At 69.4% G+C, this 24,285-nt stretch carries 34 protein-coding genes; 31 read left to right on the top strand and 3 right to left on the bottom strand.

Annotated elements, in window-relative coordinates; translation table 11 throughout:
• Positions 1-337: helix-turn-helix domain-containing protein (locus MKK70_RS22290; RefSeq protein WP_243949980.1), on the bottom strand; the 337-nt coding region annotated here is incomplete at its 3' end.
• Between the two features lie 389 nt (positions 338-726).
• On the opposite strand from MKK70_RS22290, the gene MKK70_RS22285 reads away from it, so the two are divergent.
• The 13 genes from MKK70_RS22285 (at position 727) to MKK70_RS22225 (ending at position 5,309) form a co-directional block, all read left to right on the top strand.
• A complete protein-coding gene (locus MKK70_RS22285) occupies positions 727-1,722 on the top strand; it encodes a site-specific integrase (RefSeq protein WP_243949978.1) in 996 nt (331 codons plus the stop codon).
• A complete protein-coding gene (locus MKK70_RS22280) occupies positions 1,722-1,886 on the top strand; it encodes a hypothetical protein (protein WP_243949976.1) in 165 nt (54 codons plus the stop codon). The genes MKK70_RS22285 and MKK70_RS22280 overlap by 1 nt, the downstream gene beginning before the upstream one ends.
• Positions 1,883-2,209 (top strand): hypothetical protein, encoded by a 327-nt coding sequence (locus tag MKK70_RS22275; RefSeq protein WP_243949975.1) that lies wholly within the window; start codon positions 1,883-1,885, stop codon positions 2,207-2,209. The genes MKK70_RS22280 and MKK70_RS22275 overlap by 4 nt, the downstream gene beginning before the upstream one ends.
• Positions 2,203-2,427 (top strand): hypothetical protein, encoded by a 225-nt coding sequence (locus tag MKK70_RS22270; protein ID WP_243949973.1) that lies wholly within the window; start codon positions 2,203-2,205, stop codon positions 2,425-2,427. The genes MKK70_RS22275 and MKK70_RS22270 overlap by 7 nt, the downstream gene beginning before the upstream one ends.
• Positions 2,427-2,576 (top strand): hypothetical protein, encoded by a 150-nt coding sequence (locus tag MKK70_RS22265; protein WP_243949971.1) that lies wholly within the window; start codon positions 2,427-2,429, stop codon positions 2,574-2,576. Before MKK70_RS22270 ends, MKK70_RS22265 begins: the two co-directional genes overlap by 1 nt.
• Positions 2,577-2,604: 28 nt before the next feature.
• Complete coding sequence (locus MKK70_RS22260) at positions 2,605-2,769, top strand: hypothetical protein (RefSeq protein WP_243949970.1); 165 nt, start codon at positions 2,605-2,607, stop codon at positions 2,767-2,769.
• Positions 2,766-2,978 (top strand): hypothetical protein, encoded by a 213-nt coding sequence (locus MKK70_RS22255; protein WP_243949967.1) that lies wholly within the window; start codon positions 2,766-2,768, stop codon positions 2,976-2,978. The genes MKK70_RS22260 and MKK70_RS22255 overlap by 4 nt, the downstream gene beginning before the upstream one ends.
• Positions 2,978-3,187, top strand: a complete 210-nt coding sequence (locus MKK70_RS22250) for a hypothetical protein (RefSeq protein WP_243949966.1) — start codon at positions 2,978-2,980, stop codon at positions 3,185-3,187. The genes MKK70_RS22255 and MKK70_RS22250 overlap by 1 nt, the downstream gene beginning before the upstream one ends.
• Before the next feature lie 86 nt (positions 3,188-3,273).
• Positions 3,274-3,612, top strand: coding sequence for a hypothetical protein (locus tag MKK70_RS22245; protein WP_243949964.1), 339 nt, complete (start codon positions 3,274-3,276; stop codon positions 3,610-3,612).
• Positions 3,605-3,742, top strand: a complete 138-nt coding sequence (locus MKK70_RS22240) for a hypothetical protein (RefSeq protein ID WP_243949962.1) — start codon at positions 3,605-3,607, stop codon at positions 3,740-3,742. The genes MKK70_RS22245 and MKK70_RS22240 overlap by 8 nt, the downstream gene beginning before the upstream one ends.
• 155 nt (positions 3,743-3,897) lie before the next feature.
• Positions 3,898-4,347, top strand: coding sequence for a hypothetical protein (locus tag MKK70_RS22235; RefSeq protein WP_243949960.1), 450 nt, complete (start codon positions 3,898-3,900; stop codon positions 4,345-4,347).
• 5 nt (positions 4,348-4,352) lie between these two features.
• Positions 4,353-4,565 (top strand): hypothetical protein, encoded by a 213-nt coding sequence (locus tag MKK70_RS22230; RefSeq protein WP_243949958.1) that lies wholly within the window; start codon positions 4,353-4,355, stop codon positions 4,563-4,565.
• A gap of 162 nt (positions 4,566-4,727) precedes the next feature.
• Positions 4,728-5,309 (top strand): phage tail protein, encoded by a 582-nt coding sequence (locus tag MKK70_RS22225; RefSeq protein WP_243949956.1) that lies wholly within the window; start codon positions 4,728-4,730, stop codon positions 5,307-5,309.
• A gap of 81 nt (positions 5,310-5,390) precedes the next feature.
• Here MKK70_RS22225 and MKK70_RS22220 read toward each other — a convergent pair whose 3' ends face one another.
• Both MKK70_RS22220 and MKK70_RS31140 read right to left on the bottom strand, forming a co-directional pair.
• Entirely contained in the window at positions 5,391-6,839 is a 1,449-nt protein-coding gene (locus MKK70_RS22220; protein ID WP_243949954.1) for an IS1182 family transposase, read from the bottom strand.
• Between the two features lie 153 nt (positions 6,840-6,992).
• Positions 6,993-7,349, bottom strand: coding sequence for an energy transducer TonB (locus MKK70_RS31140; RefSeq protein WP_409568311.1), 357 nt, complete (start codon positions 7,347-7,349; stop codon positions 6,993-6,995).
• Positions 7,350-7,675: 326 nt separating this feature from the next.
• Between MKK70_RS31140 and MKK70_RS22215 the strand changes: the two genes are divergently transcribed.
• The 18 genes from MKK70_RS22215 to MKK70_RS22130 all read left to right on the top strand — a co-directional run bounded on the left by MKK70_RS22215 (position 7,676) and on the right by MKK70_RS22130 (position 24,279).
• Positions 7,676-8,164: a terminase small subunit gene (locus MKK70_RS22215; RefSeq protein ID WP_243949952.1), complete on the top strand. Its 489-nt coding sequence runs from the start codon at positions 7,676-7,678 to the stop codon at positions 8,162-8,164.
• Positions 8,067-10,130 carry a terminase gpA endonuclease subunit gene (locus MKK70_RS22210; protein ID WP_279603767.1) on the top strand — a complete coding sequence of 688 codons (2,064 nt, stop codon included), beginning with the start codon at positions 8,067-8,069 and terminating at the stop codon, positions 10,128-10,130. Before MKK70_RS22215 ends, MKK70_RS22210 begins: the two co-directional genes overlap by 98 nt.
• Positions 10,131-10,155: 25 nt before the next feature.
• Entirely contained in the window at positions 10,156-10,359 is a 204-nt protein-coding gene (locus tag MKK70_RS22205) for a phage head-tail joining protein (protein ID WP_243949950.1), read from the top strand.
• Positions 10,360-10,364: 5 nt separating this feature from the next.
• Positions 10,365-11,888: a phage portal protein gene (locus tag MKK70_RS22200; RefSeq protein ID WP_243949949.1), complete on the top strand. Its 1,524-nt coding sequence runs from the start codon at positions 10,365-10,367 to the stop codon at positions 11,886-11,888.
• Positions 11,863-13,014 carry a head maturation protease, ClpP-related gene (locus MKK70_RS22195; protein WP_243949947.1) on the top strand — a complete coding sequence of 384 codons (1,152 nt, stop codon included), beginning with the start codon at positions 11,863-11,865 and terminating at the stop codon, positions 13,012-13,014. Before MKK70_RS22200 ends, MKK70_RS22195 begins: the two co-directional genes overlap by 26 nt.
• Before the next feature lie 71 nt (positions 13,015-13,085).
• Entirely contained in the window at positions 13,086-13,460 is a 375-nt protein-coding gene (locus tag MKK70_RS22190; RefSeq protein WP_243949945.1) for a head decoration protein, read from the top strand.
• Positions 13,461-13,560: 100 nt separating this feature from the next.
• A complete protein-coding gene (locus MKK70_RS22185; RefSeq protein WP_243949943.1) occupies positions 13,561-14,589 on the top strand; it encodes a major capsid protein in 1,029 nt (342 codons plus the stop codon).
• Between the two features lie 15 nt (positions 14,590-14,604).
• Entirely contained in the window at positions 14,605-15,036 is a 432-nt protein-coding gene (locus MKK70_RS22180) for a hypothetical protein (RefSeq protein WP_243949942.1), read from the top strand.
• The gene (locus tag MKK70_RS22175; protein WP_243949940.1) at positions 15,033-15,809 is read left to right on the top strand and encodes a hypothetical protein; all 777 of its coding nucleotides are present in this window, start codon (positions 15,033-15,035) and stop codon (positions 15,807-15,809) included. The genes MKK70_RS22180 and MKK70_RS22175 overlap by 4 nt, the downstream gene beginning before the upstream one ends.
• Positions 15,810-15,817: 8 nt before the next feature.
• Positions 15,818-16,051 carry a DUF2635 domain-containing protein gene (locus tag MKK70_RS22170; protein WP_243949938.1) on the top strand — a complete coding sequence of 78 codons (234 nt, stop codon included), beginning with the start codon at positions 15,818-15,820 and terminating at the stop codon, positions 16,049-16,051.
• A gap of 70 nt (positions 16,052-16,121) precedes the next feature.
• Complete coding sequence (locus MKK70_RS22165) at positions 16,122-17,657, top strand: phage tail sheath subtilisin-like domain-containing protein (protein ID WP_243949936.1); 1,536 nt, start codon at positions 16,122-16,124, stop codon at positions 17,655-17,657.
• A gap of 78 nt (positions 17,658-17,735) precedes the next feature.
• The gene (locus MKK70_RS22160) at positions 17,736-18,101 is read left to right on the top strand and encodes a phage tail tube protein (RefSeq protein ID WP_243949934.1); all 366 of its coding nucleotides are present in this window, start codon (positions 17,736-17,738) and stop codon (positions 18,099-18,101) included.
• Between the two features lie 64 nt (positions 18,102-18,165).
• Complete coding sequence (locus MKK70_RS22155) at positions 18,166-18,513, top strand: hypothetical protein (protein ID WP_243949933.1); 348 nt, start codon at positions 18,166-18,168, stop codon at positions 18,511-18,513.
• A gap of 118 nt (positions 18,514-18,631) precedes the next feature.
• Entirely contained in the window at positions 18,632-21,445 is a 2,814-nt protein-coding gene (locus MKK70_RS22150) for a phage tail tape measure protein (RefSeq protein ID WP_243949931.1), read from the top strand.
• On the top strand, positions 21,445-21,921 hold the full coding sequence (locus tag MKK70_RS22145) for a DNA circularization N-terminal domain-containing protein (RefSeq protein WP_243949930.1): 477 nt from the start codon (positions 21,445-21,447) through the stop codon (positions 21,919-21,921). The genes MKK70_RS22150 and MKK70_RS22145 overlap by 1 nt, the downstream gene beginning before the upstream one ends.
• Positions 21,922-21,940: 19 nt before the next feature.
• Entirely contained in the window at positions 21,941-22,681 is a 741-nt protein-coding gene (locus MKK70_RS22140) for a hypothetical protein (protein WP_243949928.1), read from the top strand.
• A gap of 3 nt (positions 22,682-22,684) precedes the next feature.
• Positions 22,685-23,791, top strand: coding sequence for a phage baseplate assembly protein (locus MKK70_RS22135; RefSeq protein WP_243949926.1), 1,107 nt, complete (start codon positions 22,685-22,687; stop codon positions 23,789-23,791).
• Positions 23,788-24,279 (top strand): phage baseplate assembly protein, encoded by a 492-nt coding sequence (locus tag MKK70_RS22130; RefSeq protein WP_243949924.1) that lies wholly within the window; start codon positions 23,788-23,790, stop codon positions 24,277-24,279. The genes MKK70_RS22135 and MKK70_RS22130 overlap by 4 nt, the downstream gene beginning before the upstream one ends.
• Positions 24,280-24,285: the final 6 nt, after the last annotated feature.

Raw genomic sequence — 24,285 nt, 5'->3', positions numbered from 1 at the left:
GCCGCAAGCGTACGACCCCGTGCCGATCCGGGTCCGGCCCGCTCTCGACGATCCGCGCCAGCGCCTGGCGCTGCGTCTCGTTCAGCTTGGGCCGGTTGCCGGGTGCCTTGCCGTCGATCAGGCCGACCGGTCCTTCGGCGTTGAAGGCCAAAACCCAGTCGCGCACCGTCTGCAGGCTCACCGCCCCGAGCCGGGCGGCGTCCGTGCGGCTGCCGCCATCGTAAACCTCGGCCAACGCCAGCAGACGGCGGCCCTGCCCCGCATCCCGGCCGGCCCTGGCCAGCCTCCGCAGATCAGCGGCCGTGAAATCCTGCCGCAACGCCACCGCAGCCGACATGGCAAACCCTCCCGGTTCGCCTCATCGAATCAGATCCGCCCACGCAACGAAACCCCGTGAGTCACCCTCAGCGTCGATTGGTATTATCCGCATGGATGCGTCCCGCTCGACACACGCGCCGACGCATGTTCACTCCCTTCCACGTAGGCCGGTGAATGACGCGTAGGTCATCTCAGCGGCGAAGGTCGCCGTGAGCATCTACACGATCAGCGATTAGGCCATCACGGAGCGAGAGGCCGGCTTGGCTCGTCTCGATCTTGAGCCACTTCGGATAACCCGCCTTGTCGGAAGCAATCCGACCCTTCGATCAAGACCTGATCAAGTCGCCAAGCCCCTGATCCGCCTTTGATGTTTTGGCCGGATTGGATCCCCGATCAAAGCTGGATCAAATGCTCGCTATCCTGCCGGTGCCGGTCGCACCGGCGGAGCCGCCGCCGAGCGCGGGCGAGCTCGCCGTCTTCACGGCTTCGATCGATAGCGCGGCGGCGTACGCCGCCGAGGCGAAGTCGCCGCGCACCCGCGCCGTCTACCGGGCCGCGGCCGGCGCCTTCGCCGACTGGTGTAGGTCCGCCGGCCATCCGGTCGGCCTGCCCGACGAGCCCGCCTCGGTCGCGGTGACCGCCGCCTACCTCGCGGCCATGGCCGACCGCGGTGCCAAGGCGTCGACGATCGATCTGCACGCCGCCGCGATCGCCTTCGCGCACCGTGCCGCCGGCCACGAGCCGCCGACCAGCGCCGAGGCGGTGAAGGCCGTCGTCCGCGGCATCCGGCGGCGGATCGGCACGAAGGTGACCCGCAAGGCGCCGGCGACGGCCGACGCGCTGAAGAAGATCCTCCGGAAGATCCCGGAGACGCTCGTCGGCAAGCGCGATCGCGCGCTGATCCTGATCGGCTTCGCCGCGGCGCTCCGGCGCTCCGAGCTGGTCGCCCTGCAGGTCTCGGACCTCGAACGCTCGACCGAGGGCGTCCTGGTCCACATCGGCAAGTCGAAGACCGACCAGGAAGGCGCCGGTCACACGGTGCCGATCCCGGCCGGCTCGAAGCTGAAACCCGTCCAGGCCCTCGACGCCTGGCTCTCGGCCGCGGCGATCGTCTCGGGCCCCGTCTTCCGGCCGGTCGCCAAGGGCGGCCGCGTCGGTTTCGTTGCGCTGACCGACCGTTCCGTTGCGCAGATCGTCAAGGATCGCGCGGGCGCGGCCGGTTTCGATGCGTCGCTGTTCTCGGGGCACTCGCTCCGAGCCGGCTTCGTCACCTCGGCCCTCGAGGCCGGGGCCGACCTCCTCAAGGTCATGGACGTCACCCGGCACACCCAGATCGACACGCTGAAGGCGTACGACCGCCGGGCCCAAGCCTTCAAGAACCACGCCGGCAAGGGCTTCCTGTGATGCAGATCACCCTGGTGCACGAGCCGTCGGCCGGCCGCCTTCCGTACATACTGCGCTGCTTGTGCGGTGGCTGCGAGGTGAGCCTCGGGTTCGCCGACCAAGCCTCCGCCGAGGCGGCGCGGCCTGAGTTCAGCGCCGCCATGCGTGAGGCCTTCCGCTCGTGACCGCAGCTGAGAAGCGCCACGCCGCCGCGGCCAAGATGATCGCCGGCCTGCCGAAGGGCGGTGCGCTGGTCGTCGTCCACGCCCATACGGCCATTCAACCTATGCGGGCGCTGATCGCCGCCCAGCGCGGCGCCTCAGTGGCGGCCGCGATGCGCGTCGTCGCAGCTCCCAGCGAACTCGACGAGCTGGCGATCGTGTCCGGCACCGAGATGCCGGTGCACCGCGAGCCCTTCGTGGCGACGTTCCGGGCCCACGCCCGGGCGATCCAGCCGCCGGCGCCCGTCCTGACCCGTGTCGTGACCCTGCGGGACCACCGATGCTGACCGAGCCCGAATACGACCGCCTCCCCGGCGTGCTTCGCCGGATCGTGGACGCGGACCGCCGCCTCGCGCCGGTGCGCAAGGCGCTCCGCGCGCCGGTCGTGGCGATCGGCATCCTGCGCGGGGCCCGCCGGGATATCGCCCATCGGCGCGCCCTGACCGTCGAAGCCGAGCGCCTCTATGGCCACCGCCTCGCCGGATCCGGTCCGGCCACTGCCTGATGTGCCGCGCGATCGCCCTGTTCTGGGTCGTCTGCGCGCTTGGGTGTTTGCTGCACGGCGGCTCGCTCGACCTCTTCGGCCTGTGCCTGGTGATGACGTTCCTCGCCGACGCGGTCGGCGAGCTGACGGCGCTGCGCCGGCCCTTCTGACGCCCTGCCCTCTCGCCCGGTGATCGCCATGGACGAGGTCCTGTTCCTGGTCGGGGATGCCGGCCCGGTCGAGCCCGTCACGCTGCCGCTGTGCACCTCGCCGACGGCGGCTGGGCTGCTCGTTGCCGCGGTCGTCGTCCTCGTCACCCTCGCCCTCTCGGGCCTCGAAGCTTCGGAAGGTCCGCGCCGATGAACGCCTTCCTCGCCGTGGTCCTCGTATGCTCGGCCTCGGTCTCGGGGCCGGACTGCAGCCGCACCAATGCGCTCGACGTCGCGATCCAGCCGGTCGCCTCGGTCGCCGTCTGCGGCCTCGCCGGCCAGATCCTGGCTGCGCAGGCCTTCGGCGCTCCGGGCCCGGACCGCTACCTGAAGGTCGGCTGCGAACGCCGGAAGCCCGCGTGATGGCCGACGCGCCGCTCGCCGCCCACGCCGCCCGCGTCGCCGCGGCGCTGAAAGACCTTGCCGAGGCCAAGGACGTTGAGGAGCGCCTCCTCCACGAGGCGCGCCGCATCGCCACCGAGATCACGCATCATCGGACCCGCGTCGAGAGCCTGCGCAAGCAGGTCGCGTTCGTCCTGGCCGAGACGCATGCCGCCGCGGGGCTGACCTGATGCGCCGTCCCGGCCTCACCACCAGCCGCCGCGCTCTCTCCTGGAGCTCCGCGCTCCGGAGCGCTTCGCAGCCGGACCAGCCTGCCGTGCGCGAGGTTCGCATCAGGACCGCGGCCGGGCTGCGCGGCACGCCGCCGGTGGCCCTCAGCGCATGGCGCGGCGTCTCGGGCCGGCGCTACGTCGTCATCGTCCACGACCTCGCCGACGCCGGCACGGTCGAGGCACCCGGCGCCGTGGTCCTCGGCGTCCGCCGGCGCGAGGACGGCATCGCGGTGCTGCTCGGCGCTGGCCACATCGGCAGCGTCGCCGACTGCGCGGCGCAGGCCGGGCTCGACGGTGCGACCGAGATCCACGTCCACCGGCTTGCCGACACGGCGGCCGAGCGCGACGCCATGGTCCGTGACCTGGTCGACGACGATGTCTGAGCCGCGCCACCGCCTCGACGTCTGGCAGCTGCTCGACGTCTATCGCTGCGTCGGCGAGATCCTGCATGAGGCCGCCCTGCAGCTGCCGTTCGCGATTGCGGACGCGTGGGCGCAGGCGGCGCGACGCTGATGTTTCGGGGCTGGCTCCGACGCACCGTCCTAGCTTGGGCTCGATCGCGTATCGCGGAGCCGGGCCCGCTCTGAGCTCGCTTCCGACAATCGTCCTTGTCGGAACCAAAAACGGTCGCCCCGGGCCCGGGCGCGCGACGCCAACCGAGATCCGAAATGCGCTGTTCCACATGTCCCGGCGACCGGCAGGATCTCTGCCGGCGCGAGGGCTGCTACGCGAAGCTCTGCGAGATGCGGCACGCCACGGTCGTCGTCGACGATCGAGCCACTGCGGCGCTGCGCGCCGCGGCGGCAGGTGTATCCTCGCTTCCACCGCTGATGCTGAGCCACGAGCCGGTCGCCCTCGCCGACCTCGACCTGCAGGTGAAGCGCCTCGACGTCGAGAGCGGCGACATCCTCGTCGTCCGGACGGCGAAGAAGCTGACTGCGGCGCAGGCCGACGCGATCGACGCGCAAGTCTCGCAGCTCGCCCGCCGGCACGGTGTGCGCGACGTCTCGGTGATCATCCTCGACAACGCCACCGACCTGACCGTCGAGCGGCCGGGCACGGTCGATACCCGCATGCAGCATCAGGCGCTGCGGACGGCGCCGGTGGTCTTGAGGTGACGCCGATGAAGATTATGGTGCCTGCCGGCGACACGCCGACCTGCGGCAACTGCCGCTTCTACGCGGCGGCCAACCAGCGGGCCGGCGAGTGCCGGCGGTCCGCCCCGGATTTCAGCGACGACAGCCGGCGGGCCTCGTGGCCCATCCTGGTGCCGAGCGGCTGGTGCGGCGAGTTAGAACAGCGCCTCGTGCCGGCGATGGTCTCGCAGGACCAGTGACCTGCCACTGCGGCGATCGCCGCGCCGTCCTCGCAGGTGCCGCCCGCGCCGCCGCTCGCGGGGATCTTGGCGCGCTGCGCCCCGCCGCCGGCGCCCTCGGCCGCAGCCTCGCCGCTGACGCGCAGGATCTCGCCCGCAAGCTGACGAATAGGGCAGGACGCGATGAGCGGCGGTCTCTTCGTCACCCTGGACGCCAGCGCCCTTGAGCGCCTCGGCAACCTGATCGGCGCCGCTGGCAAGAACGCGCCGCAGGCGCTCGCTCGCGCGATCAACCACACCGGCGACAAGGCCAAGACCCAGATGACCCGTGCGCTGACGGCGCAGACGGGTCTGAAGCGCCGCGTCATCGTGAAGGCACTGCGGGTCAACAAGGCCAGCCCAGGCGCGCTGACGTACACGATCAAGAGTGCCGGCGGGAACGTCGGCCTGAAGTACTTCGGCGCTCGTGAAACCCGTGCGGGTGTCAGCGCGGCGCCCTGGAACAACCGCTCGATCTACCCGCACACCTTCATGAAGGCGGGCTGGTGGCCCTACAGGGTCGTGAAGTCGAACTGGAACGGCCAGGTCTTCGAGCGCACCGGGTCGAAGACCGCGAATATGGATCGCTTCCAGAAGGCGCGGTCCGGCCTCTTCATCCCTGAGGAGATGGTGAAGGGCGCCACCGCGGAGGCCTTCAACAGCACGGCCGCAGCCGACCTGCCGGGCCGCCTCGAGCACGAGCTTGGGCGCATGCTGGGCGGCTAAGGGTGGAGGCCGTGTGGGAACGCAGATCCCTCAGGTTCAAGGCGAATGTCCTGAGAGTGTCGCAGAGCGAAGCGGTGGCCTTCAGGCCCGGATTGCCGCCATCAGCGGAGCGACCCCGAAGATCTGGATCATCCGCTTCATGTTGTAGGCCAGAACCTGCAGGCTCATCTCGGTTCTGACCTTCGCCAAGGTCCGGGTCAGGAAGTGGGTCGCTCCCATCCAGGCCTTCAGCGTGCCGAACGGGTGCTCCACGGTCTGGCGACGGATCTTCATCGCGTCGGGCATCCGGTCGAGCCGCGCCTGCATCGCGTCGAGGACGCCTTCGTGCACCCAGCGTTTGACACGGCGCGTCTCCGCCGGCGTGCAGCGGGGCTTGAGCGCGCAATCGAGACAGGCCGTCAGGTTGCGGTAGTGGTCCATCTCGTCGCCCTCGGCCCGGCGATCGGACCGGGCCGGCCCCTTGGTCAGATGCTGGCCGGCGGGACAGGTGTAGTGATCCTGTTCGGCGTCGTAGACGAAGTCCTGGCCCGTGAAGAGGCCACGCTTGGCATGGCCCGAGGTCAGGGTCTTCGGCACGCAGGGCAGCACCCCGGTGCCTTCGCAGGCCAGGGCCTGCTCGCCGTTGAGGTAGCCCCGGTCGGCCAGCACCGTTATCGTGTCGCATCCCGTCGCCGCCTGCGCCAGAAGCCCCATCGGCGCGAGTTGCGCCCGGTCGTTCCCGATGTTGGTCACGTCGTGCGCCACGATCAGGTGATGCTCGGCATCCACGGCCGCCTGGACGTTGTAGCCGACCATGCCGGTGCCCTTGCCGCTGGTCGCCATGGAGCGCGCGTCGGGATCGGTCAGTGAGACCTGGCGATCGGGCGCAGCCTCGACCTGCCGGCCTCTCGCCTGGAGAACCTGCATCTGCTCGCGCAGGTCCGCGATCTTCTCCCTGAGCCGCGTCGTGCGCGCCTCGGCGATGTCGCTCGGCTCGCGGTCGGCCCGGTCCAGCGCAGCGAGGTAACGGCCGATGCTCGTCTCGACCTGCGCCAGCCGAGCTTCGACCTTGGCGGCGGTGAAGTTCTTGTCGCGGTTGTTGACCGCCTTGAACTTGCTGCCGTCGATCGCGACGACGGCCTTGCTGAACAGGTCCAGCCGGCGGCACAGCACCACGAACTGCGCGCAGGCGGCCTGGATCGCCGGGCCATTGTCCTTACGGAAGTCGGCCAGCGTCTTGAAGTCGGGCATCAGCCGACCGGTCAGCCAGATCAACTCGATGTTGCGCTGGCTCTCGCGTTCGAGGCGCCGGCTCGACGGGACGCGATTGAGGTAGCCGTAGAGATAGATCTTGAGCAACGTCGCCGGATGGTAGGCGGGACGGCCCGTTGCCTCCGGCACAGCGCCCGCGAAGCCGAGCGTTGTCAGATCGAGCTCATCGACGAACACCTCGACGAGGCGAACTGGATTGTCGGCGGTGATATAGTCGTCCAGGCAATCGGGAAGCAGCGTGATCTGCTGACGATCCTCACCTGCGATGAAGCGCTTCATCCCGACCTCCAAGATCGGGATTTACCCTATCAGATCAGCACGTTTTCACACAGCCTGGGTGGGAAACGGACCTCGGCCTTTGATCCGGACGCGGACATTCGGCTACCGACCCAGTGCGGCCACGCAGGAGTGCGAGCCGTTCAAAGCATAATTTCATCGGAAGGTAATCGGCAGAGTTGCTTTCAATGTCGATGTGTTGGGCGGCATAGGAGGAAACGGCAGCGGTCTTGCGGATCTGACAGCACGAATGACGGCATCGTCCAGATCCGCCGAGCCACTGCCTTTTACTACAACGATGTCGCTGACATTACCTGTGCGGTTCACCAAGAACTGAACGATCGTCGTCGGTGGACCAATTGGTCGCCTGTAAACGGAAGGCACCCGGATTTGCTGGGCAATTTCACGACTTGCTTGTGTAGCCCACTCCCCAATGCCTTCGGACCGCGCTTGTCCAGACCCCAATAGAAGGGCAGTTAGACACGAGACGAGTAGGTAATGAGGCCATGGCATGGATGAGCCTACCTACTCACTCTGAGTTTGAGAAGGTCTGCTTCCTACCCAATCTGGTCGATGTCATCCTCCACCAACCTGCCGCAAGCGGACCTTCTTGGGGTCCGCACGGTTCGGAAGCAGCCGCCCCGCGAGACGGGTGCTAGGTTTCTGACCTAAGCCGCTTGGCCTCTCAGCGGGCCTACGGGGCGAACAAGACGTGCCCCCTGCCCCGGGGGGCTTTGGGTCCTTCCCGGGGTCCCCCCCTGTGCGGGCAATAGACCCCGGGTTCTGCGCATATTTTGGTTCCGAAAATCTCGATTTCGGTTTCGCTTTCGGAGGGTGCCGTGGAGGTCTCGACAGCCGATCTGGCGGAGATCCTGGGCGTCTCGGCCCGGCGCATCCAGCAGCTGGCCGGATCGGGCATCCTGCGGAAGCTCGGGCACGGCGAGTGGCTCCTGCCCGAGTGCGTCCAGGCCTTCGTCGAGCACAAGGTCCAAAGCGAAATCCGGCGCACCTCGAAGGGCGAGGCCAATGGCGCCGACCGGCTCAAGGAGATCAAGGCTCGGCGCGAGGAGCTGAAGCTGGCGCGAGAGGAGCGCGAGCTCGTCCCGCTGGTCGATGCGATCTTCGCCATGGACCAGGTCGCCGGCGTCGTCGTGCTGCAGATCAACAACGTCCCCGCCCGCTTCACGCGGGATCTCGACGAGCGCGAGCGCCTGCAGGCCGAGATCGACGATGTCCTCAAGAGCGTGGCCAGCCGCATCCAGAAATGCGCTGCGGCTCTACGAGCGGATCTCGACGCTGATCCGCCCGACGGAGAGGACGACGCCTGACGAGTGGGGGGCCGAGAACCGGGAGTACCCGCCGAGCTCGGGTTTCCCGGGCAAGCGCAACCCGTACCTGACGCCTTACAGCGTGCCCTTCGGTCGCGCCGTCGCGCGGCGGCGGTACCGGCGGTGCGTGTACGTCGTCTCCGCCCAGAGCGGGAAATCGGAGACGATCCTCGACATCATCGGCCAGCGGCTCGACCAGCAGCCCGCGCCGATCCTGTACGTCGGGCCGAACAAGCAGTTCATCACCGAGCAATGGGAGCCGCGCGTCATGGCGCTGCTCGACGAGGCTCCGACCCTCGCCGCCAAGGTCGCCCGCGGCAAGCGGATGACCAAGACCCGCAAGGTGATCGCCGGCGTGCCGCTGCGCCTGGCGCACGCGGGCTCCTCGACCGCGTTGAAGTCTGATCCGGCCTCGCTCGCCCTCACAGACGAGGCCGACGAGCTGATGGCCAACCTGAAGGGCCAGGGTGACCCAGTCGGCCTGATCGACGCCCGCGGCGACACCCACGCCGACTTCGTCCACGCCATGGTCTCGACGACCTCGCGCGGGCCGAAGGAGGTCGAGACCGATCCGGTCTCCGGGCTGGAGTTCTGGAAGGTCCAGCCGGCCGACGACATCGAGTCGACCATCTGGAAATTCTGGCAGTCGGGCACGCGCCATCATTGGACGTGGCGTTGCCCGCACTGTGAGGAGCGGTTCGTCCCGCGCCTCTCCTGTCTGGAGTACGAGCACAAGGGCGACGAGGCCAAGACCACGCCGGCGCGAGCCCGCGAGACGGCGCACCTCGTGTGCCCGCGCAACGGGTGCATCATCACCGACGGCGACAAGAAGGCAATCAGCCTCACGGGCCAGGAGGTCGCCCCGGGGCAGGCCCTGAATGACGACGGCAACGTCGTCGGTGAGCCACCGGTGAGCGACACCTGGTCGTTGTGGGTGTCGGGGCTTTGCTCACCGTTCCAAAGCTTCGGCGATCGCGCCGCGCGCTACGTCGAGGCGATCCAGTCCGGCGACCCGGAGAAGGTCCAGACGGTCACCAACGCCGCCTTCGGCGAACTGTGGATGCCGTCCGGTGGTGATGCGCCCGAATGGGAGGACGTCGCCAATAGGCGCTTGCCATACCGCTTCCGGGAGATCCCGGATGGGGTACTTTTCCTCACCTGCGGCGTCGACGTCCAGAAGGATCGGCTCGTCTACGTCGTGCGCGGTTGGGGGCTTCGTCAGGAGTCCTGGCTGATCGAGCACGGGGAGATTTTCGGCGACAACCACGACACCCGTCTCGACGACGTGTGGCTCGAGCTGGCCGAGATGATCGAGAACGGCCTTGGTGGCATGCCGATCCGTCGGGTGTTCATCGACGCGGGCTTCCGACCGGGCAAAAAGGACGCCGGCGACGAGAACGCCGTCTACGAGTTCTGCCGGCGGCACGCTCGCCATGTCTGGCCGACCAAGGGTTACGACCATCGCTCAGTGCCGATCTCGGTCAACCGCATCGATGTCACGCCGATCGGCGGCAAGCCGAGCTACGGCCTCGACCTGGTCCGCCTCGACACCGACGTCCTGAAGTCCTGGTTGCACTCGCGCATCCGCTGGCCTCTCGATCAGCCGGGTGGGTGGCATCTGCCGATCGACGCCACCGAAGATTACTGCCGCCAGGTGGTGTCCGAGGCGCGGATGAAAAAGCCTGGCGGCGGCTGGGTGTGGATCCGACGCTCGCGCCACAACCACTACCTCGACGCCGAGTCCCTCGCCTACGCCGCGGCGAAGATGCTTGGCCTCGAACGTGCCCAGGTCGAAGGCGCCTCGCCGACCCCAAGGCTTCAACCGACCGCAACCGCCGCACCAGAGGCGATCGCGCCCGTCGCCGCAACGCCACGGGCGCCCAAGCCCGAGCCGCGGCAGGCTCCGCCGCTGCCAGCCCCTTCGGGCAACTTCCTCGGCCCGCGCCGAGGGTTTCTCCGGCGCTGATCGCCGCCACAGCAGGATCCCGCCGATGGCTTGGACGCAGAAGGACATCGACGCCCTGAAGGCGGCGATCGCCACCGGGGCGACCAAGGTCCGCTTCGCCGACAATCGCGAGGTGGTCTACCGTTCGCTCGCCGACATGCGCTCGACCCTGGCCGAGATGCGTGCGGAAGCCACGGGCACGGTTCAACGCAGCCGCTACGTCGCGGGCTATCGCTCAAACTTGTCCTGATCGCCGTGGCAAAGCTCAACCTGCTCGATCGCGCGATCGGCTGGGCCGCGCCGGAGCGCGCGGCCACGCGCCTCGCTGCGCGCGCCCGCATCGAGGGCATGACCCGGGCCACCGCGCTGTACGACGGAGCTGCGCGGACCCATCGGACCGCCGGGCGACAGATCTCGAGCTCGGATGCGAATTCTGAGATCCTCTACTCGCTCGGTCGCTTGCGGGACGTCTCGCGCGACTTCGGCCGGAACAACCCCTACGCCAACCGAGCCGTAGGCGGCATCGCATCCAACGTCGTAGGCTCGGGCATCATCCCCTCGGTGACGGGAGCCAAGCCGAGGGCGAAAAAGGCGCTCCAGGCGCTGATCCGTGATCACCTCGACACGACGGCGATCGACCTCGCCGGGCGCTGTAACCTCTACGGCCTCCAGGCGCTGGTCATGCGCACGGTCGTGGAAAGCGGCGAGGCGCTGATCGTCCGCTACATCCCAGAGGCGAGCCTCCGGCTTCCGGTCCCGCTTCAGGTCCGCGTCCTGGAACCCGACTACCTCGATCCGAACAAGCACGGGCCGATCGGCGACGGCAACATCTGCTTCCAGGGTATCGAGTTCGATCGGTCCGGCCGCCGCGTCGCCTACTGGCTCTACCCCGAGCATCCCTACGGGGTATCCTACCGTCGCTACGGTGCTTCGAAGCGGGTACCGGCGGCGGACGTGATCCACGTCTACCGCGTCGATCGCCCGGACCAAGCCCGCGGCATCCCCTGGGCAGCCCCGGTGGTGATGACGCTCTGGGATCTCGGCGACTACGAGGACGCCGAGTTGATGCGCCAGAAGATCCCCGCGTGCTTCGCGGTCTTCTGGATGGACAAGAACGAAGGCGGCCCGACGTTCAACCCCGACGGAACCGTCGCTGCGAGCCAGCAGGGCAACCCGGTCGACATGCTCGAGCCAGGGCTCGTCACGAGGCTCACGGGTGGGAGCGACGTCAAGTTCGCACAACCGCCGCTGACGAACGGCTATCCGGACTTCCTGCGGTCCGGCCTGCGCCGGGTCGCGGTCGGGTACGGGGTTCCCTACGACCTGATTTCCGGGGACCTCAGCCAGGAGAACTTCTCCGGCGGCCGCCGCGGATGGCTGGAATTCCAGCGTTCGGTCGACCTCTGGCGCTGGCACATGATGATCCCGCACGCTTGCGTCGGGATCGGCCGCTGGTTCCTCGAGGCGGCAGCTGTGCCGTTGAACGGTCCGACCGGGGCCAGTCTCGAATGGACCCCGCCGCGGCGGGAGATGATCAAGCCCTCGGAAGAGATCCTGGCCGCGCGCGATGCGATCCGGGCCGGTCTGTCCTCGCGCTCCGAGGAACAGCGCAAGCTCGGGCACGACCCGGAGGTCCTCGAGGCGGAGATCGTCGAGGACAATCGACGTGCCGACGCCGACCGGACCCGGTTCGACAGCGACGGCCGCTTCCCGATGAACGCGGCTTCGCCGCCCCCGAACGGAACCCAGCCCGATGGACAAGCCCAGCCTCCTCGTTGACGAGACGATCCTGCTCTACGGGGACGTCGGCGACCCCTGGTGCTGGGGCGACGGCTTCACCGTGGCGGATGTCGCCGGCGCCCTGGCCGAGCACGGCCCGGGCGACATCACCGTCCGGGTGAACTCGGGCGGCGGCATCGCCTTCGACGGCATCGCGATCTACTCGCTGCTGCTCGCGCATGCCGGCAAGGTCACCGTCGTCGTCGACGGCATCGCCGCCTCGGCCGCCTCGCTCATCGTCATGGCCGGCGACGTCCGCGAGATCCGCGACGGCGCGATGATGATGATCCACGACGCCGCCGGGGTCACCTTCGGCACGTCCGCCGACCATCAGCGCAGCGCCACGGTCCTCGACAAGCTCTCCGACCAGTACGCCGGCATCTACGCAAAGCGTGCCGGCATCGATCAGTCCGCCGCGCGCGACCTGATGAAGGCCGAGACCTGGTTCGACGCCGACGAGGCGGTCGCACAAGGCTTCTGCACCGGCAAGGTCGAGGACCTCGCCGAGGCGACCGCCAGCTTCGATTACCGGATCTACGCGCACGCCCCCAAGAGCCTGCCGCGCCGGTCCAAGCCCAAGGCCGCCCCGGCGGCATCCCTCGACACGGCCAAGGAGACGCCCGTGACCACCCAGACCACCGCGACCACGCCGGCCCCGAAGGCCTGGACCACCGACTTCTTCACGGCCGCCGAGGAGAGCGGCCTGTCGGTGAAGAGCCTGCTCGAGATCGTCGCCAAGGTCGACACCCTGGAGGCGGCCACCGCCGCGATGACCGACGCCATCGCGGCGGCGAAGGTGGCCGCCGATGCGGCCGCGGCCGGCAAGGTCGAACCCGCCCCGCCCGCCCCCGCCGCGAAGGCCTGGACCCACCAGTTCTTCACCGCCGCCGAGAACTCCGGGCTGGCGCTGAAGGCGCTGAACGAGATCGTCGCGAGGGCGCCCACGCTCGAGGCGGCAAAGGACGGCCTGATCGACGCGATGGCCAGCCATCAGAGCCCGAACAAGCCCGCGCCCGCGGCCGGCCACCTCGGTGCAGGCAGCGGCAAGGACGACAAGGCGGGCGGCATCCTTGCCTCCTACCGCAAGGCCGGCGGTCGCACCCGCGAGGACGTCGCCGCGCGCTGATCGGCGCGACCCACCCTTTCCCATCCGTCACCGGCGCCAGGTGGCGCCAGACCTCTGAGGACTGAGCCGCCATGGCCCTGAACGAGACCAACACCTACGTCCCCGAGCACGACATCGTCGGCACGATGCCGGTCTACTCCGAGCCGGAGACCTACCTGACCGGCGCGCTCGTCGCGAAGCGCTCCGTCGTCGGGCGCGTCACCGCGAGCGGCAAGCTGAAGCTCGCCGTGAAGACCGCCACCGACGGCTCGCAGAAGCCGATCGGCATCGCCGTCCGCGACGTCGACGCCTCGGCGGCGGACGCCGTCGGGCCGACCTACAAGGCCGGCGTGTTCGATCCGACGACGCTGACGATCGATCCGAGCTTCTCGGTCGAGGACGTCCGCCTCGCCTTCGAAGGCTCCCCGCTCTTCATCCGGACGCCGCTCTCGCTCTCGACCTACTGACCCCGACCGCGGGGCGGCTCTGGCCGCCCTCGCCGCCCCGCGCCCGATCGCCTGACGGGCCCCCGCAGATCCCCAGCCACATCGCAATTCGGAGCCCGTCATGAGCCTGGTTTATGACACCCACACGCTCGCCCGCGTCATGGACGAGCGCGTCGACACCCCCTCGACCTTCCTGCTCGACCTGTTCTTCGGCATGGTCCAGAACTTCGACACCGAGAGCATCGACTTCGACCTGATCAAGACCGGCCGCAAGCTCGCACCGTTCGTCCACCCCGACGCCTCGGCCAAGCCGACCACGTCGGGCGGCTACATCACGAAGTCGTTCAAGCCAGCGAACGTGAAGCTCCTCGAGGTGATCAAGCCGGGCCGCGCGATGAAGCGCATGGCCGGCGAGCGCTACGCCGGCGACATGACCCCGGCCGAGCGCATGGACGCGACGATGGTCGACGTGCTCGCCGCCCAGGAGCGCGCCTTCCTGTTCCGCCTGGAGTGGATGGCGGCCCAGGCCCTGCGCTTCGGCAAGGTCAAGGTCGAGGGCGAGGACTACCCGACCCAGACCGTCGACTACGAGCGCGACGCTTCGCTCACCGTGGCTCTGACCGGCGCCAACCGCTGGGGGCAGGCCGGCGTGAAGACGATGGACAACATCGAGACCTGGGCCCAGGCGACGCAGGACAAGTGCGGCATCGCCCCCGGCACGGTCGTGATGGGTGGCGGCGCCTGGAAGCTCGCCCGCGCCGACGACGCCTTCATGAAGATCCTCGACATCCGGCGCCAGGCGACCGGCAACGTCGAGCTCGGGCCGGTGAAGCCCGACGACGTGTCCCGCGCCCGCTACGTCGGCGCCATCGGCGACTTCGAGTTCTGGATCTACCAGCAGAGCTTCGAGCAGGCCGACGGCACCGCCGAGCGCTTCATCGACGACCTTAACGTCATCATGGGCTCGCCGGCGATCGAGGGCGTGCGCGCGTTTGGCGCCATCCAGGACGTCACCTCGCTCGTCTCCCAGGAGATCTTCCGCAAGGTCTACGACACCGAGAACCCCTCGCGTCGCAACGCCTACTCGGAGTCCGCCCCGCTGGTCGTGCCCTCGCGCGTCAACGCGAGCTTCTGCGCCAAGGTCGGCTGAACGGGATACGCACCCATGCCCTCGCTGTTCTCCCGCCTCGCCGCCGCCGCCGGCGCCACCTGCGATGCGGTGTTCAGCGAGGGCTTCGTGCTCGAGCCCTACGCCCCGCCGGAAACCCCGACCGGCCGCCGCGCCGTGAACGCCCGGCCGCAACCGAGCGCATCGGGCCAGGTCCTGGCCTTCGTCGGGACCTTCGTCGCCCGTGGCTCGGTCCTGCACGCGCACGGTCGCGGCATGGCCGACGGCACGACGCGGGGGATCGCGGCGGAGTCGCCGATGATCGACATCGCGGTCGGTGCGCTGCCGACCCCGCCGCTGCAGGGCTGGATCGTGCGCCGAAGCGACACCGGCGAGGTGTTCGAGGTCACGAAGTATCTGCCGGCCGACCTCGGCCGTGCCTGGATCCATCTCATCGAGAAGCGTTCCGCGGCGGTGCCCGAGCCATGAGCCTGATCCGCACCGCCGCGAGATTTCAGACGATCGAGGTCCTGAACGCCGATCCGACCATCGACGGCCTGGTCCAAGGCCGGGTCTACGACAGCCGCATCGGCGTCTTCGACCACCGCGAGCCGGTCCCGGTGATCGTCGTCACCACCGAGGAAACCAAGGGCGAGGCCTGGGACCGTCAGAACGGCGGCCTCCCGTTCCGCACGTCCTGTGACCTGGTGATCGAGATCGCAATGAACGTGGTCGCCGGGCCCGACGACCAGCAGGTCCTGGGCTACGTCGCCACCGACAGCGAGTTGGAGGCCTACCTCGACCTCATCGAGGAGCGCGCGATCCAGGCGCTGACCGCTGGCGACACCGCCCCGGCCGCACTCCTGCGCGAGCACGTCGTGCGCCGCTTCGGCAAGCTCGCCTCGCAGCGGTTTGCGACCGACCAGACCGGCGAGAAGCTTGCCATCCACCTGCTGACGCTGACGGTCGACCTGTTCGACCCGCCCGCTGACGACATCTTCGACCCGCCGACGGGCGAGTTCGCGGCCTTGCCCGAACCGCTGCGGACGCTGGCCCCGCACTTCCTGCCGGGCCTGGGCCCGCGTGAGACTTGCCAGCTCCTGGCCGGCAAGCTTCCCGCCCCGCTCCCGCCGCCCGGCCCGACCCCCTTTGCCGGTGTCGACCTGGTCCTCGCGCCGCAGGTTCTCGACCCCGCTTCGCCGCCGGATCGAGCCGCCGATCTCGCCGCCGGCCGCACGATCGGCCTGGCCGCCAACCCGTGAGACACCCGATGCGCAAGCACGTCGCCCCCGCCCACGAGGGCGCCTCGATCCCCGACCCGGCCCGCGGGCGCGATCTGCCGCGCGAGGGCATCGCGGTTGCCTGGACGGCCTATTGGGCCGGCCTGCAGCTCCGCGGCGATGTCGTCGTGACCGAGATCGTCGACGAGCCCGAGCCCGCACTGGCCGAGCCGGTCGAGGCACCCGAGCCCGACGCCGCCGACGCGTCCGCGCCGGCCGTCTGACCCCGCCAACCCGTCCTGACCCCCCGAAGGGCTGCCGAGAGGCGGCCCTTTTTCATTTGGAGCGCCCGCCTTGACCGTCGCCTTCAACAACACCCCCGGCGATATCCGGGTGCCCCTGTTCTACGCCGAGGTGAACGCCGGCGTTCCGCCCTACTCGGGCACCTCGTGCCTGCTCCTGCTCGGCCGCAAGCTCGCCGGCTCGGCGCTGCCGGCGCTCGCCGCGCAGAACATCGGCTCGACCGATCCGAACTATCTGGCCGGTCGCGGCTCGATGCTCGCCGACATGATCGCGATCTCGCGCTATCACAACCCGGTCGGCGAGACCTGGGTCATGGACGTCGGCGATCCGGCCGGCGCCACCGCCGCCACGGGCACGCTGACGATCACCGGCACCGCCACGGCGCCGGGCACGCTGGTGCGCTACATCGCCGGCGAGCGCTACTCGGTCGGCGTCGCGCTGGGCGACACCCCGGCCATCATCGCGGCGGCCTTCGCGGCTGTGGTCGGCAAGGGCTTCACGAAGTACGGCCGCCGCCTCGGCGCGCCCGTGGTCGCGACGGCTGCCGCCGGCGTCGTCACGCTGACCGCCCAGCACACCGGCGTCGAGGGCAACGCCATCCGCATCGAGACGGGCCTCGACGGCGACGAGGTCGATCCCGCCGGGATCACGGTGGCGATCGGCGCGATGGCGAACGGCGCCGGCGTCGTCGACCTGGCGGTCGTGTTCGCCGCGCTGGGCAATACGCAGTTCGATTGGCTCGTCGGTCCCTACGCCTCGGTCGCCCAGCTCAACGCCGCGCGCGACTTCCTCTCCGACTCCGGCACCGGGCGCTGGTCGCCCACCGTCGGCCTCGACGGCCACTACATCACGATCAACAACGGGAACCTGTCGGCGCAGACCACGCTCGGCTCGACCCGCAACGATCGCCACGCCACCATCCTCGGCACCCTGAATTACCCGCAGGCGCCGTGGAGCATCGCTGCCGGCGCCGCCGCAATCACCGCCTTCTCGAAGAACCTCGGCCGCTCGCTCACCGAGGCGATCGAGATCGCCCGACCGCTGCAGACCCTCGTCGTGACCGGCATCCGGCCGCCGAAGGCCCTGTCCGACCGCTGGGGCCTGGCCGACCGCGACAGCCTCTACCGCAACGGCATCTCCGCCTTCACCGTCAACAACGACGGCACGATGGCGCTCGAGCGGGTGGTCACGACCTACCAGACCAACCTCTACGGTCAGGCCGACATCACCTTCCTCGACATCGAGACGATCGCGATCGCCGCTTACGTGAAGCGGTATATCAAGCTGATCGTGACCTCGACCTATCCGCGGCACGTCCTGCGCGACGACAACCCGGGCGGCCTCCAGGGCGTGGTCACGCCCGCGCAGATGCGCTCGACGATGATCCACGCCTACACCCAGCTCTCGCTGGCGGGCCTCGTCGAGAAGCCGGAACTGTTCACGCAGTACCTGATCGTCGAGCGCTCGGGCGATCCGAACCGGCTCAACGCCTACCTGCCGACCGACGTCGCCAACCAGTTCCGGGTGTTCGCGGCCAACATCACCCTGTTCCAGGAACTCACCGACCAGAACGCGTCGCTGCAGTAGCGCACGGGCGGGGCGTGATCGCGCGCCCCGCCGCCCCCTTCCCGATCCCAACCCCTCAGAACCTCGGAGACGACCGTCATGCAGACCACGGGCGGGCGGTTCACGCTCGACATCAACGGCCGCCGCTACTCGGGCCGCGGCAAGGGCACGATCATGCCGGCCACGGCCACGCGCGAGAACGGCGCCAACCAGGACGGCACCGGCTGGTCGAGCGTGAAGCCGCAGCTCGCCTCGCTCGACCTGACTTTCGACCGCGGCGTCGGCCTGAAGTGGGACGCCGACATGATGCTCGCCGAGCTGAATGTCACCTTCGTGGAGACCGACGCCGGCAAGCGCACGCACCTGTTCACGAACGCGAACTGGTCCGGTCAGCCGTCGCTCGACACCGAGAACGGCGAAGTGTCCGGCCTCAAGATCGAAACCGCGACTTACCAGGTCAACTGACCCACAACCGCCGGCGCCTCAACCGCGCCGGCCCGCCCGCCCTTCTCCGATCGTCTGGTGGTCCATGTCGAAGCCCGTCCGCATTCCGCTCGCCGAGCCCGTCATGGGCCACGGTGGCCCGATCACCCACATCGTCGTGCGCGAGCCGACCTACGACGAATACATGACCTGCGGCGGCGAGCCCTACACGATCGGGCAGAGCGAGGACGGCGTGCTGTTCACGATCGAGAAGCCGGAGGTGATCGCGGCCTATGCGGAGGCCTGCATCGTCGAGCCTCCCGCCCTCCAGCTCGGATCGGCCAACTGGCGCGCGGCCCGCGAGGTGCGCAAGGCGATCCTGGGTTTTTTCCAGGCGCCCGCCGAGGCCGGCGAACCCTCGCCGACCTCGCCGACGACATCGTCTTCGAGCTGAATCAACCCCTCGACGCCGTCGGGCGGCTCACGCCGTCCGGCATCATTCATTGGTACGGACGCGCCATGGCGCGCGCTGAGAAGCGCAAGCGGGAGGCGAGCAGAGGGCGGCGCTGATCATGGGGCGGATCATCGAAGCCAAGGCGGTCATCTCGGCCGAGGACCGCACCGGCGCGGTGTTCGATAGGATCGCCAAGAAGTTCAAGGACGTCGGCAAGGGCGCCAAGGTCTCCGCCGAGATCGACCGCTTCAACAAGTCCCTCAACGCCTCCCGCGAAGCGTTGAAGGCGATCGACAGCTACAGCGGCCAGCGCTCGGCGTTCTACGACACCAAGCGCAAGATGCAGGAGGCGCGCGCCGGCGTCGACCAGGCGGCGCGCGCGCTCGCCAACGCGGCCAAGCCGACCCGCGAGCTGGAACAGAACATGCGCCGGGCCCAGGCCGCGGCGGACGCCGCCACCGCCGCCTACGAGCGCCAGAAGGCGGCCGTGCTGTCGTCGCGGGCCGCACTCTCGAAGGGCGGCGTTGCTGTTAGCGGGCTGATTTCGGAACAGAGGCGTATCGCTGCCGCGATCGATCAGACCACCGCGGCGATGAAGCGGCAGTCCGCGCTCGAGCGGTCGGAGCGCGGCCTTGCTGCCGGCATGGGAGTGTCCGGCCGGCGTGAGGCGGATCGCATCGCCGCCGGGCGTCGTGTTGCCGACGGCATGGGTGCCTCCGGCCGCGCTGCGCGCGCCGATCGCGAGCGGATGGCCGAGGAGGCCGCCGCCGCCCGCGCGCAGAGGCGCGCCGACCGGGCCGAAGCGGCCAAGGTGCTCGGCGCCGGCGCGGCTATCGCTGCAGGGCATAAAGTCAAGTCGATCGCCAAGGGCTCGATCGAGGCCGCGGCCGAGTTCGACCTCGCGACCCGCAAGCAAAAGGTGTTCACCGACATCGGCGACGACGATCAGGCGAACCTGCTGAAACAGGCCAAGCAGATCGGTCAGGAGACGCAGTTCTCCAACATCGACGTCGTGAAGGCGCAGACAGCAGCGATGCAGGGCTTGCCGGCGAGCTTTGCCCCGAGCCTCAAAGCGCAGGTCGCCGAGGGCATCGTCGGCAACGTCCGCAACTTCTCCACGCTGATGGAGGTCGACCTCAAGGACGGCACGGAGATCATCCGCGGCTACCTGCAGCAGTCGGGCAAGGACATCTCGACCAAGGAAAAGGCGCTTGCGGAGGCCAACAAGGCCACCAACCAGCTCGTCAAGATGGCAAAAATCGGCGGCATGGACGGCGAGGACGTCAAGAATTTCTCCAACTACGCTATCGCGTCTGCGACCGCGTCGGGTCTCAGCACTGACGCCACCATGTCACTCGGCGCGCTGGCGCGCCGGGGCGGCCTGCGCGGCGACGTCGCCGGCGTCGCGATGCGGTCGATGGCCGGCAAGATCGTCTCGCCGACCGCCGACGGGATCGCGGCCCTGAATGCCGCCGGGATCAAGCATTCCGACTTCGTCCACATGCCGGACCGGCTCAGCACCGACGCGCTCGAAGGCCAGTTCCAGAACAAAATGGGCAAGGGCTTCACGCCTGAGATCCGCAAGCGGGTCGAGGCGATCAACGGCGACAAGGGCCTGATCGGCGACCGGGATAAGTACACCCAGGCGATCGTGTTGGCGGTGGCCGATATGCTCGGCAAGACCAAGGACGGCACCGTCCGCGCGTCCGACGCGAAGGTGGCGGCCAAAGCGGTCGGTAAGTTCCACAAGCTGTCGGCGCAGTCGGTCGACGCCGAGGGGCTGCTCGATGCGGCCATGAAGTCCAGCATGACCCTGCCGCAGCTCAACGCTTGGCTGACGGACAAGCATGGCGGCAAGGGCTCGATCACGCAGCGCCAGTGGGACGAGTTCAAGGCCTCGAAGGAGGCGATCGGCCACGCCGGCGACGATCCGAATTGGGCAAAGAAAAAGGCCGACGAGGTGTTCGCCGGCCTCGGCGGCTCGGTCGAAAACCTCAAGGGCTCGTTCGAAAACCTGATCCTGACGATCGGCAACGCGAACGCCCCGCTGGTGAAGTTGCTGGCTGATAAGAGTGGTAGCGCCCTCGACGGGTTCTCCAACCTCCCCGTCGGGGCGCAGCAAGGCTTGTCGCTCGGGGCCGGCGCCGGCGCCATGGCGGCGAGCGCTTGGGGCTCGCTCGTTCTGCTCAAGACCCTGCTCGGGTTCGGTAGCAAGCTCGCCGCGCCGGCGGCGGCCGCGGCAGGCGGCGGTGCTGGCGCGACGGCTGCGGGCTCCACGGTCGGCGGCGCCGCTGCGGCGGCCGGCGGCGGCGCGGCCTTCGGGCTCACCGGTATCACTGCGGGCGTCGCGGCAGGCGCAGCCTTTGGGGCCTACGCCACGGCACAGCAAATGCCGAAGCTCGCGGCCGAGCAGGGCGCGAAGGGCATCGACTACGCCACCGGCGGCGCGACGGAGGCGAACCCGATGGCCGGCATGGGGCCGGCGCGGCCCTACCTTCAGGATTGGTGGAAATCCACCATGCCGTCCTGGCTCGGCGGCACGCCGGGCGGCACGATCCCGGTCGACGTCAAGGCGCTGCCGTCCAGCTCGGATGCCTCGGGCCAGGTCAAGGCGCTGGGCAACACCCTCGACGGTGCGGCGACCGCATCCGCGACGGCGGCCAACGGCGGCAAGCCGATCGAGGCGACGGTCAAGCCCGACCAGATCACGGCGCGGGTAACCGACATGCCACCCCTTACGGGGACGATGGAAGCGCCGGAAGGCAGGTTGGTGGGGCAGCTCACGATCCTGCCGTCGCCGCTGCTCACCGCGAAGCTCGACCAGATGGAAGGCAGCATCAGCGCCATGCGCGGCACGATCGGCAGCTCCGGCGGCCGCCCTGCCGCCGTCTCGATGCCGGGAGCCGCCACGACACCCGGAGCGGCCAAGTAATGCGCAACTGGATCCAGACGCTGCGGAGGGCTTCCTTCCGCGGCGTGCCCTTCCACGTCGACGACGAATCGCTGCCCAAGACCGGGCGGCGGGTCGCCGTCCACGAATACACCAAGGCCGAGGAGCACTCGACCGAGGACATGGGGCGGTTGCCCCGTGAGTTCAAAATCAATGCCTACATCGCCAGCGACCGGGCCGACGCCGATGTCCAGGCGCTGATGGCCGCGTGCGGAATGGCGGGTGTCGGGACGCTCGTCCTGCCGTTCTTCGCCGCGCAGCAGGTGCGCTGTACCGGCTGCGCACCGACGCACCGGAAGGACAAGATGGGCTTCGTCGACCTCGACCTCGAGTTCGTCGAGGCGGGCCAGGACGGCGGCGGGTTCCCGGCGCTGGCGCTCGGCGACCGCATCGCGGCCTCGGCCCTCGACGGGCTCGGCGCGCTGGTCGGCGCGGCGCTTTCCGCCTTCACCCCGTAACCCGACCCGAGGGCGCCGCATGAGCACGATCCCAAGCGGGGCGCTGGCCGGCGCCGCGGTGTCGGCCGGTGCGCTCGCGGGCGTGATCGCCGACCTCTCCGCCGGCCTGCCGCTCGCGGCCAGCGTCGCGCTCGGCGTGTCCGGGACCTGCACCCGCATCGTCCGGGTGTCGGCGCCGCGGGTGCTGTCGGCCGCCGACGTCGCCGCGATCGGCGTCGACCTGGTCGGCGCCGTCCAGGCGGCGGCGCGCGGGGCGCAGGCGGGCGACGCCAGCGCCGGGCTCTACGCGGCGGCGGCCCGGACGCAGGCCTGCATCCCGGTCTCCGCCTCGCCGGTGCTGACCCGCGCCTACCGCTTCGCCGGCGCGCTGGCGGCCTCGGTCGAGGCAGCCTGCCTCGGCGAGGCCTTCCTCGCGGAGGCGCGCACGGGCTTTGCCGATCGCCGCGCGGCGACCGAAGCCCGAGCGCGGATCTCGGCCGCCTACGATGCGTCCGCCGACCGGATCGCGGCGACGCTCGGCCAGGACATCCTGACGGTGCTCGCCGCCGTCGCACGGGAGACGTCGGGCCACCTGGTGCGGCTCGCCACCACCCTGCAGCCGGTGGTGCGGGTCGACGCGAACCGCTCGTTCCCGTCGACGGCCTTGGCCTGGTCGCTCTACGGCGACCCGACCCGCGCGCCCGAGCTGCTGGCGCGCAACCGTTGCGGCACGCCCCTGTTCATGCCGGCCACGATCGAGGCCGTCGCGCCGAAGGCCTGATCCATGTCCGCTGTCGCCGAGATCGTCACGCTGATCGTCGACGGCTACGCCCTGATCGGCTGGCAGGACGTATCGGTCGACCGCTCGGCGGAGTCGGCCGAGATCTCGTTCACGCTCGGCGCCACCAACGCCTCGTGGAGCCCGGAGGCCAAGCGCCTTCGCTACGGCCGGGAGATCGAGATCCTGACCGCGCCGGAGGCGATGGGGCCGACCGGCGGCGGTGACCTTCTGTGCAAGGGCTACATCGGCGGCTACGGCGCGAAGTACGGGGGCAAGGTCAAGACCATTACGCTCGACGGCAAGTCGAAGTCCGCCGACGCGGTCGACTGCCACCCGGTCAAGCACAAGACTGGGCGTTTCGAGAACAAGACCCTGCTCGAGGTCGCCAAGGACCTCGACGAGGTCCGCTGCGGCTTCACCACCGACCAGCAGCTCACCAAGATCCCAAAGGTCCAGCGCCAGCCACACGACACGATCTACCAGACGGTCGAGCGCGAGGCGCGCCGCCTCGGGCTGATGCTGTCGGGCCAGCCCGACGGCTCGATCAGCATCACGCGAGCCGGGACCAAGCGGCACGCCGGCGCCCTGGTGCTGGGGCAGTCTCCGGTCGAGGAGATGGACGTCAAGATCAAGTGCGACCAGAAGTATTCGACCTACGTCGCGCGCGGCCAGAAGGCCACCGGCACCGGCAAGGACAACCTCCGCCAGGAGGAGACCGAGACCGATGCGAGCGTCACCCGCAACCGGCCGCTACTGATCATCCCGGAAGGGGATTGGTCGAAGAAGGAGCTGAAAAAGCGCCTGCGCTGGGAGCGCCTGCGCCGAGCCGGGTTCGGCACGACGATCACGGTCACGGTCTCTACCTGGCGCGACGAGGCGGGCCTCCTCTGGGAGCCCGGCCGGCTCATGGCGATCGTGAACGACCCTGAGGACATCGACGGCGACTACAGCCTGTCGACGGTCAACTTCCGGCAAGGCCTCGAGGACGGCACGCGGGCGACGCTGACCTTCGTCGACCCGAAGGCCCAGGGCGGCAAGGCCGGGAGCGACAAGTCCGACGCGGTGTTCGATCCGGGCTCGGGCATCGACGAGGACGAGGGCGGAGAATGAGCCAGACCAACCTGTTCCGCGGCGAGCTGATCGAGACCGACGACTCGGGCGAGCTGCAGACCGCCAAGGGCTACGGCTACGCGGGCGAGGAGGTCGCCGGCGTCCACGTCGTGCGCCAGCACGGGCTGGCTTCGCACGCGCCGAAGGGCTCGCACGGCATCGGCATCGCCGGATCCGGCGAACGCAGCCTCGTCGCCTTCCTCGGCATGGAGCACCAGGACAAGCGGCCCAAGGGGCTCGCGGAGGGCAACACCACCCTCTACGACGCCGCCGGCAACGCGACGCGCATGCTCGGCGCCGACGGGATCTGGCACGACGCCGCCGACCGACCGCACAAGATGACCGGCAAGACGGTGGCGGTGATTGCGACCGAGAACGCCAGCATCGGCGGCAAGAAAACCTACCTCGGCGGCGACGGCACCGACGGCACCTACTCGCCGGTGATGACCGCGGCCGGCCCGTCCTCGACCGTGTTCGCGAAGGTCTGATCCCTC

Source organism: Methylobacterium sp. E-041 (assembly GCF_022829665.1).
Classification (GTDB): domain Bacteria; phylum Pseudomonadota; class Alphaproteobacteria; order Rhizobiales; family Beijerinckiaceae; genus Methylobacterium.
This window is presented reverse-complemented; position numbering and strand designations above follow the sequence as displayed.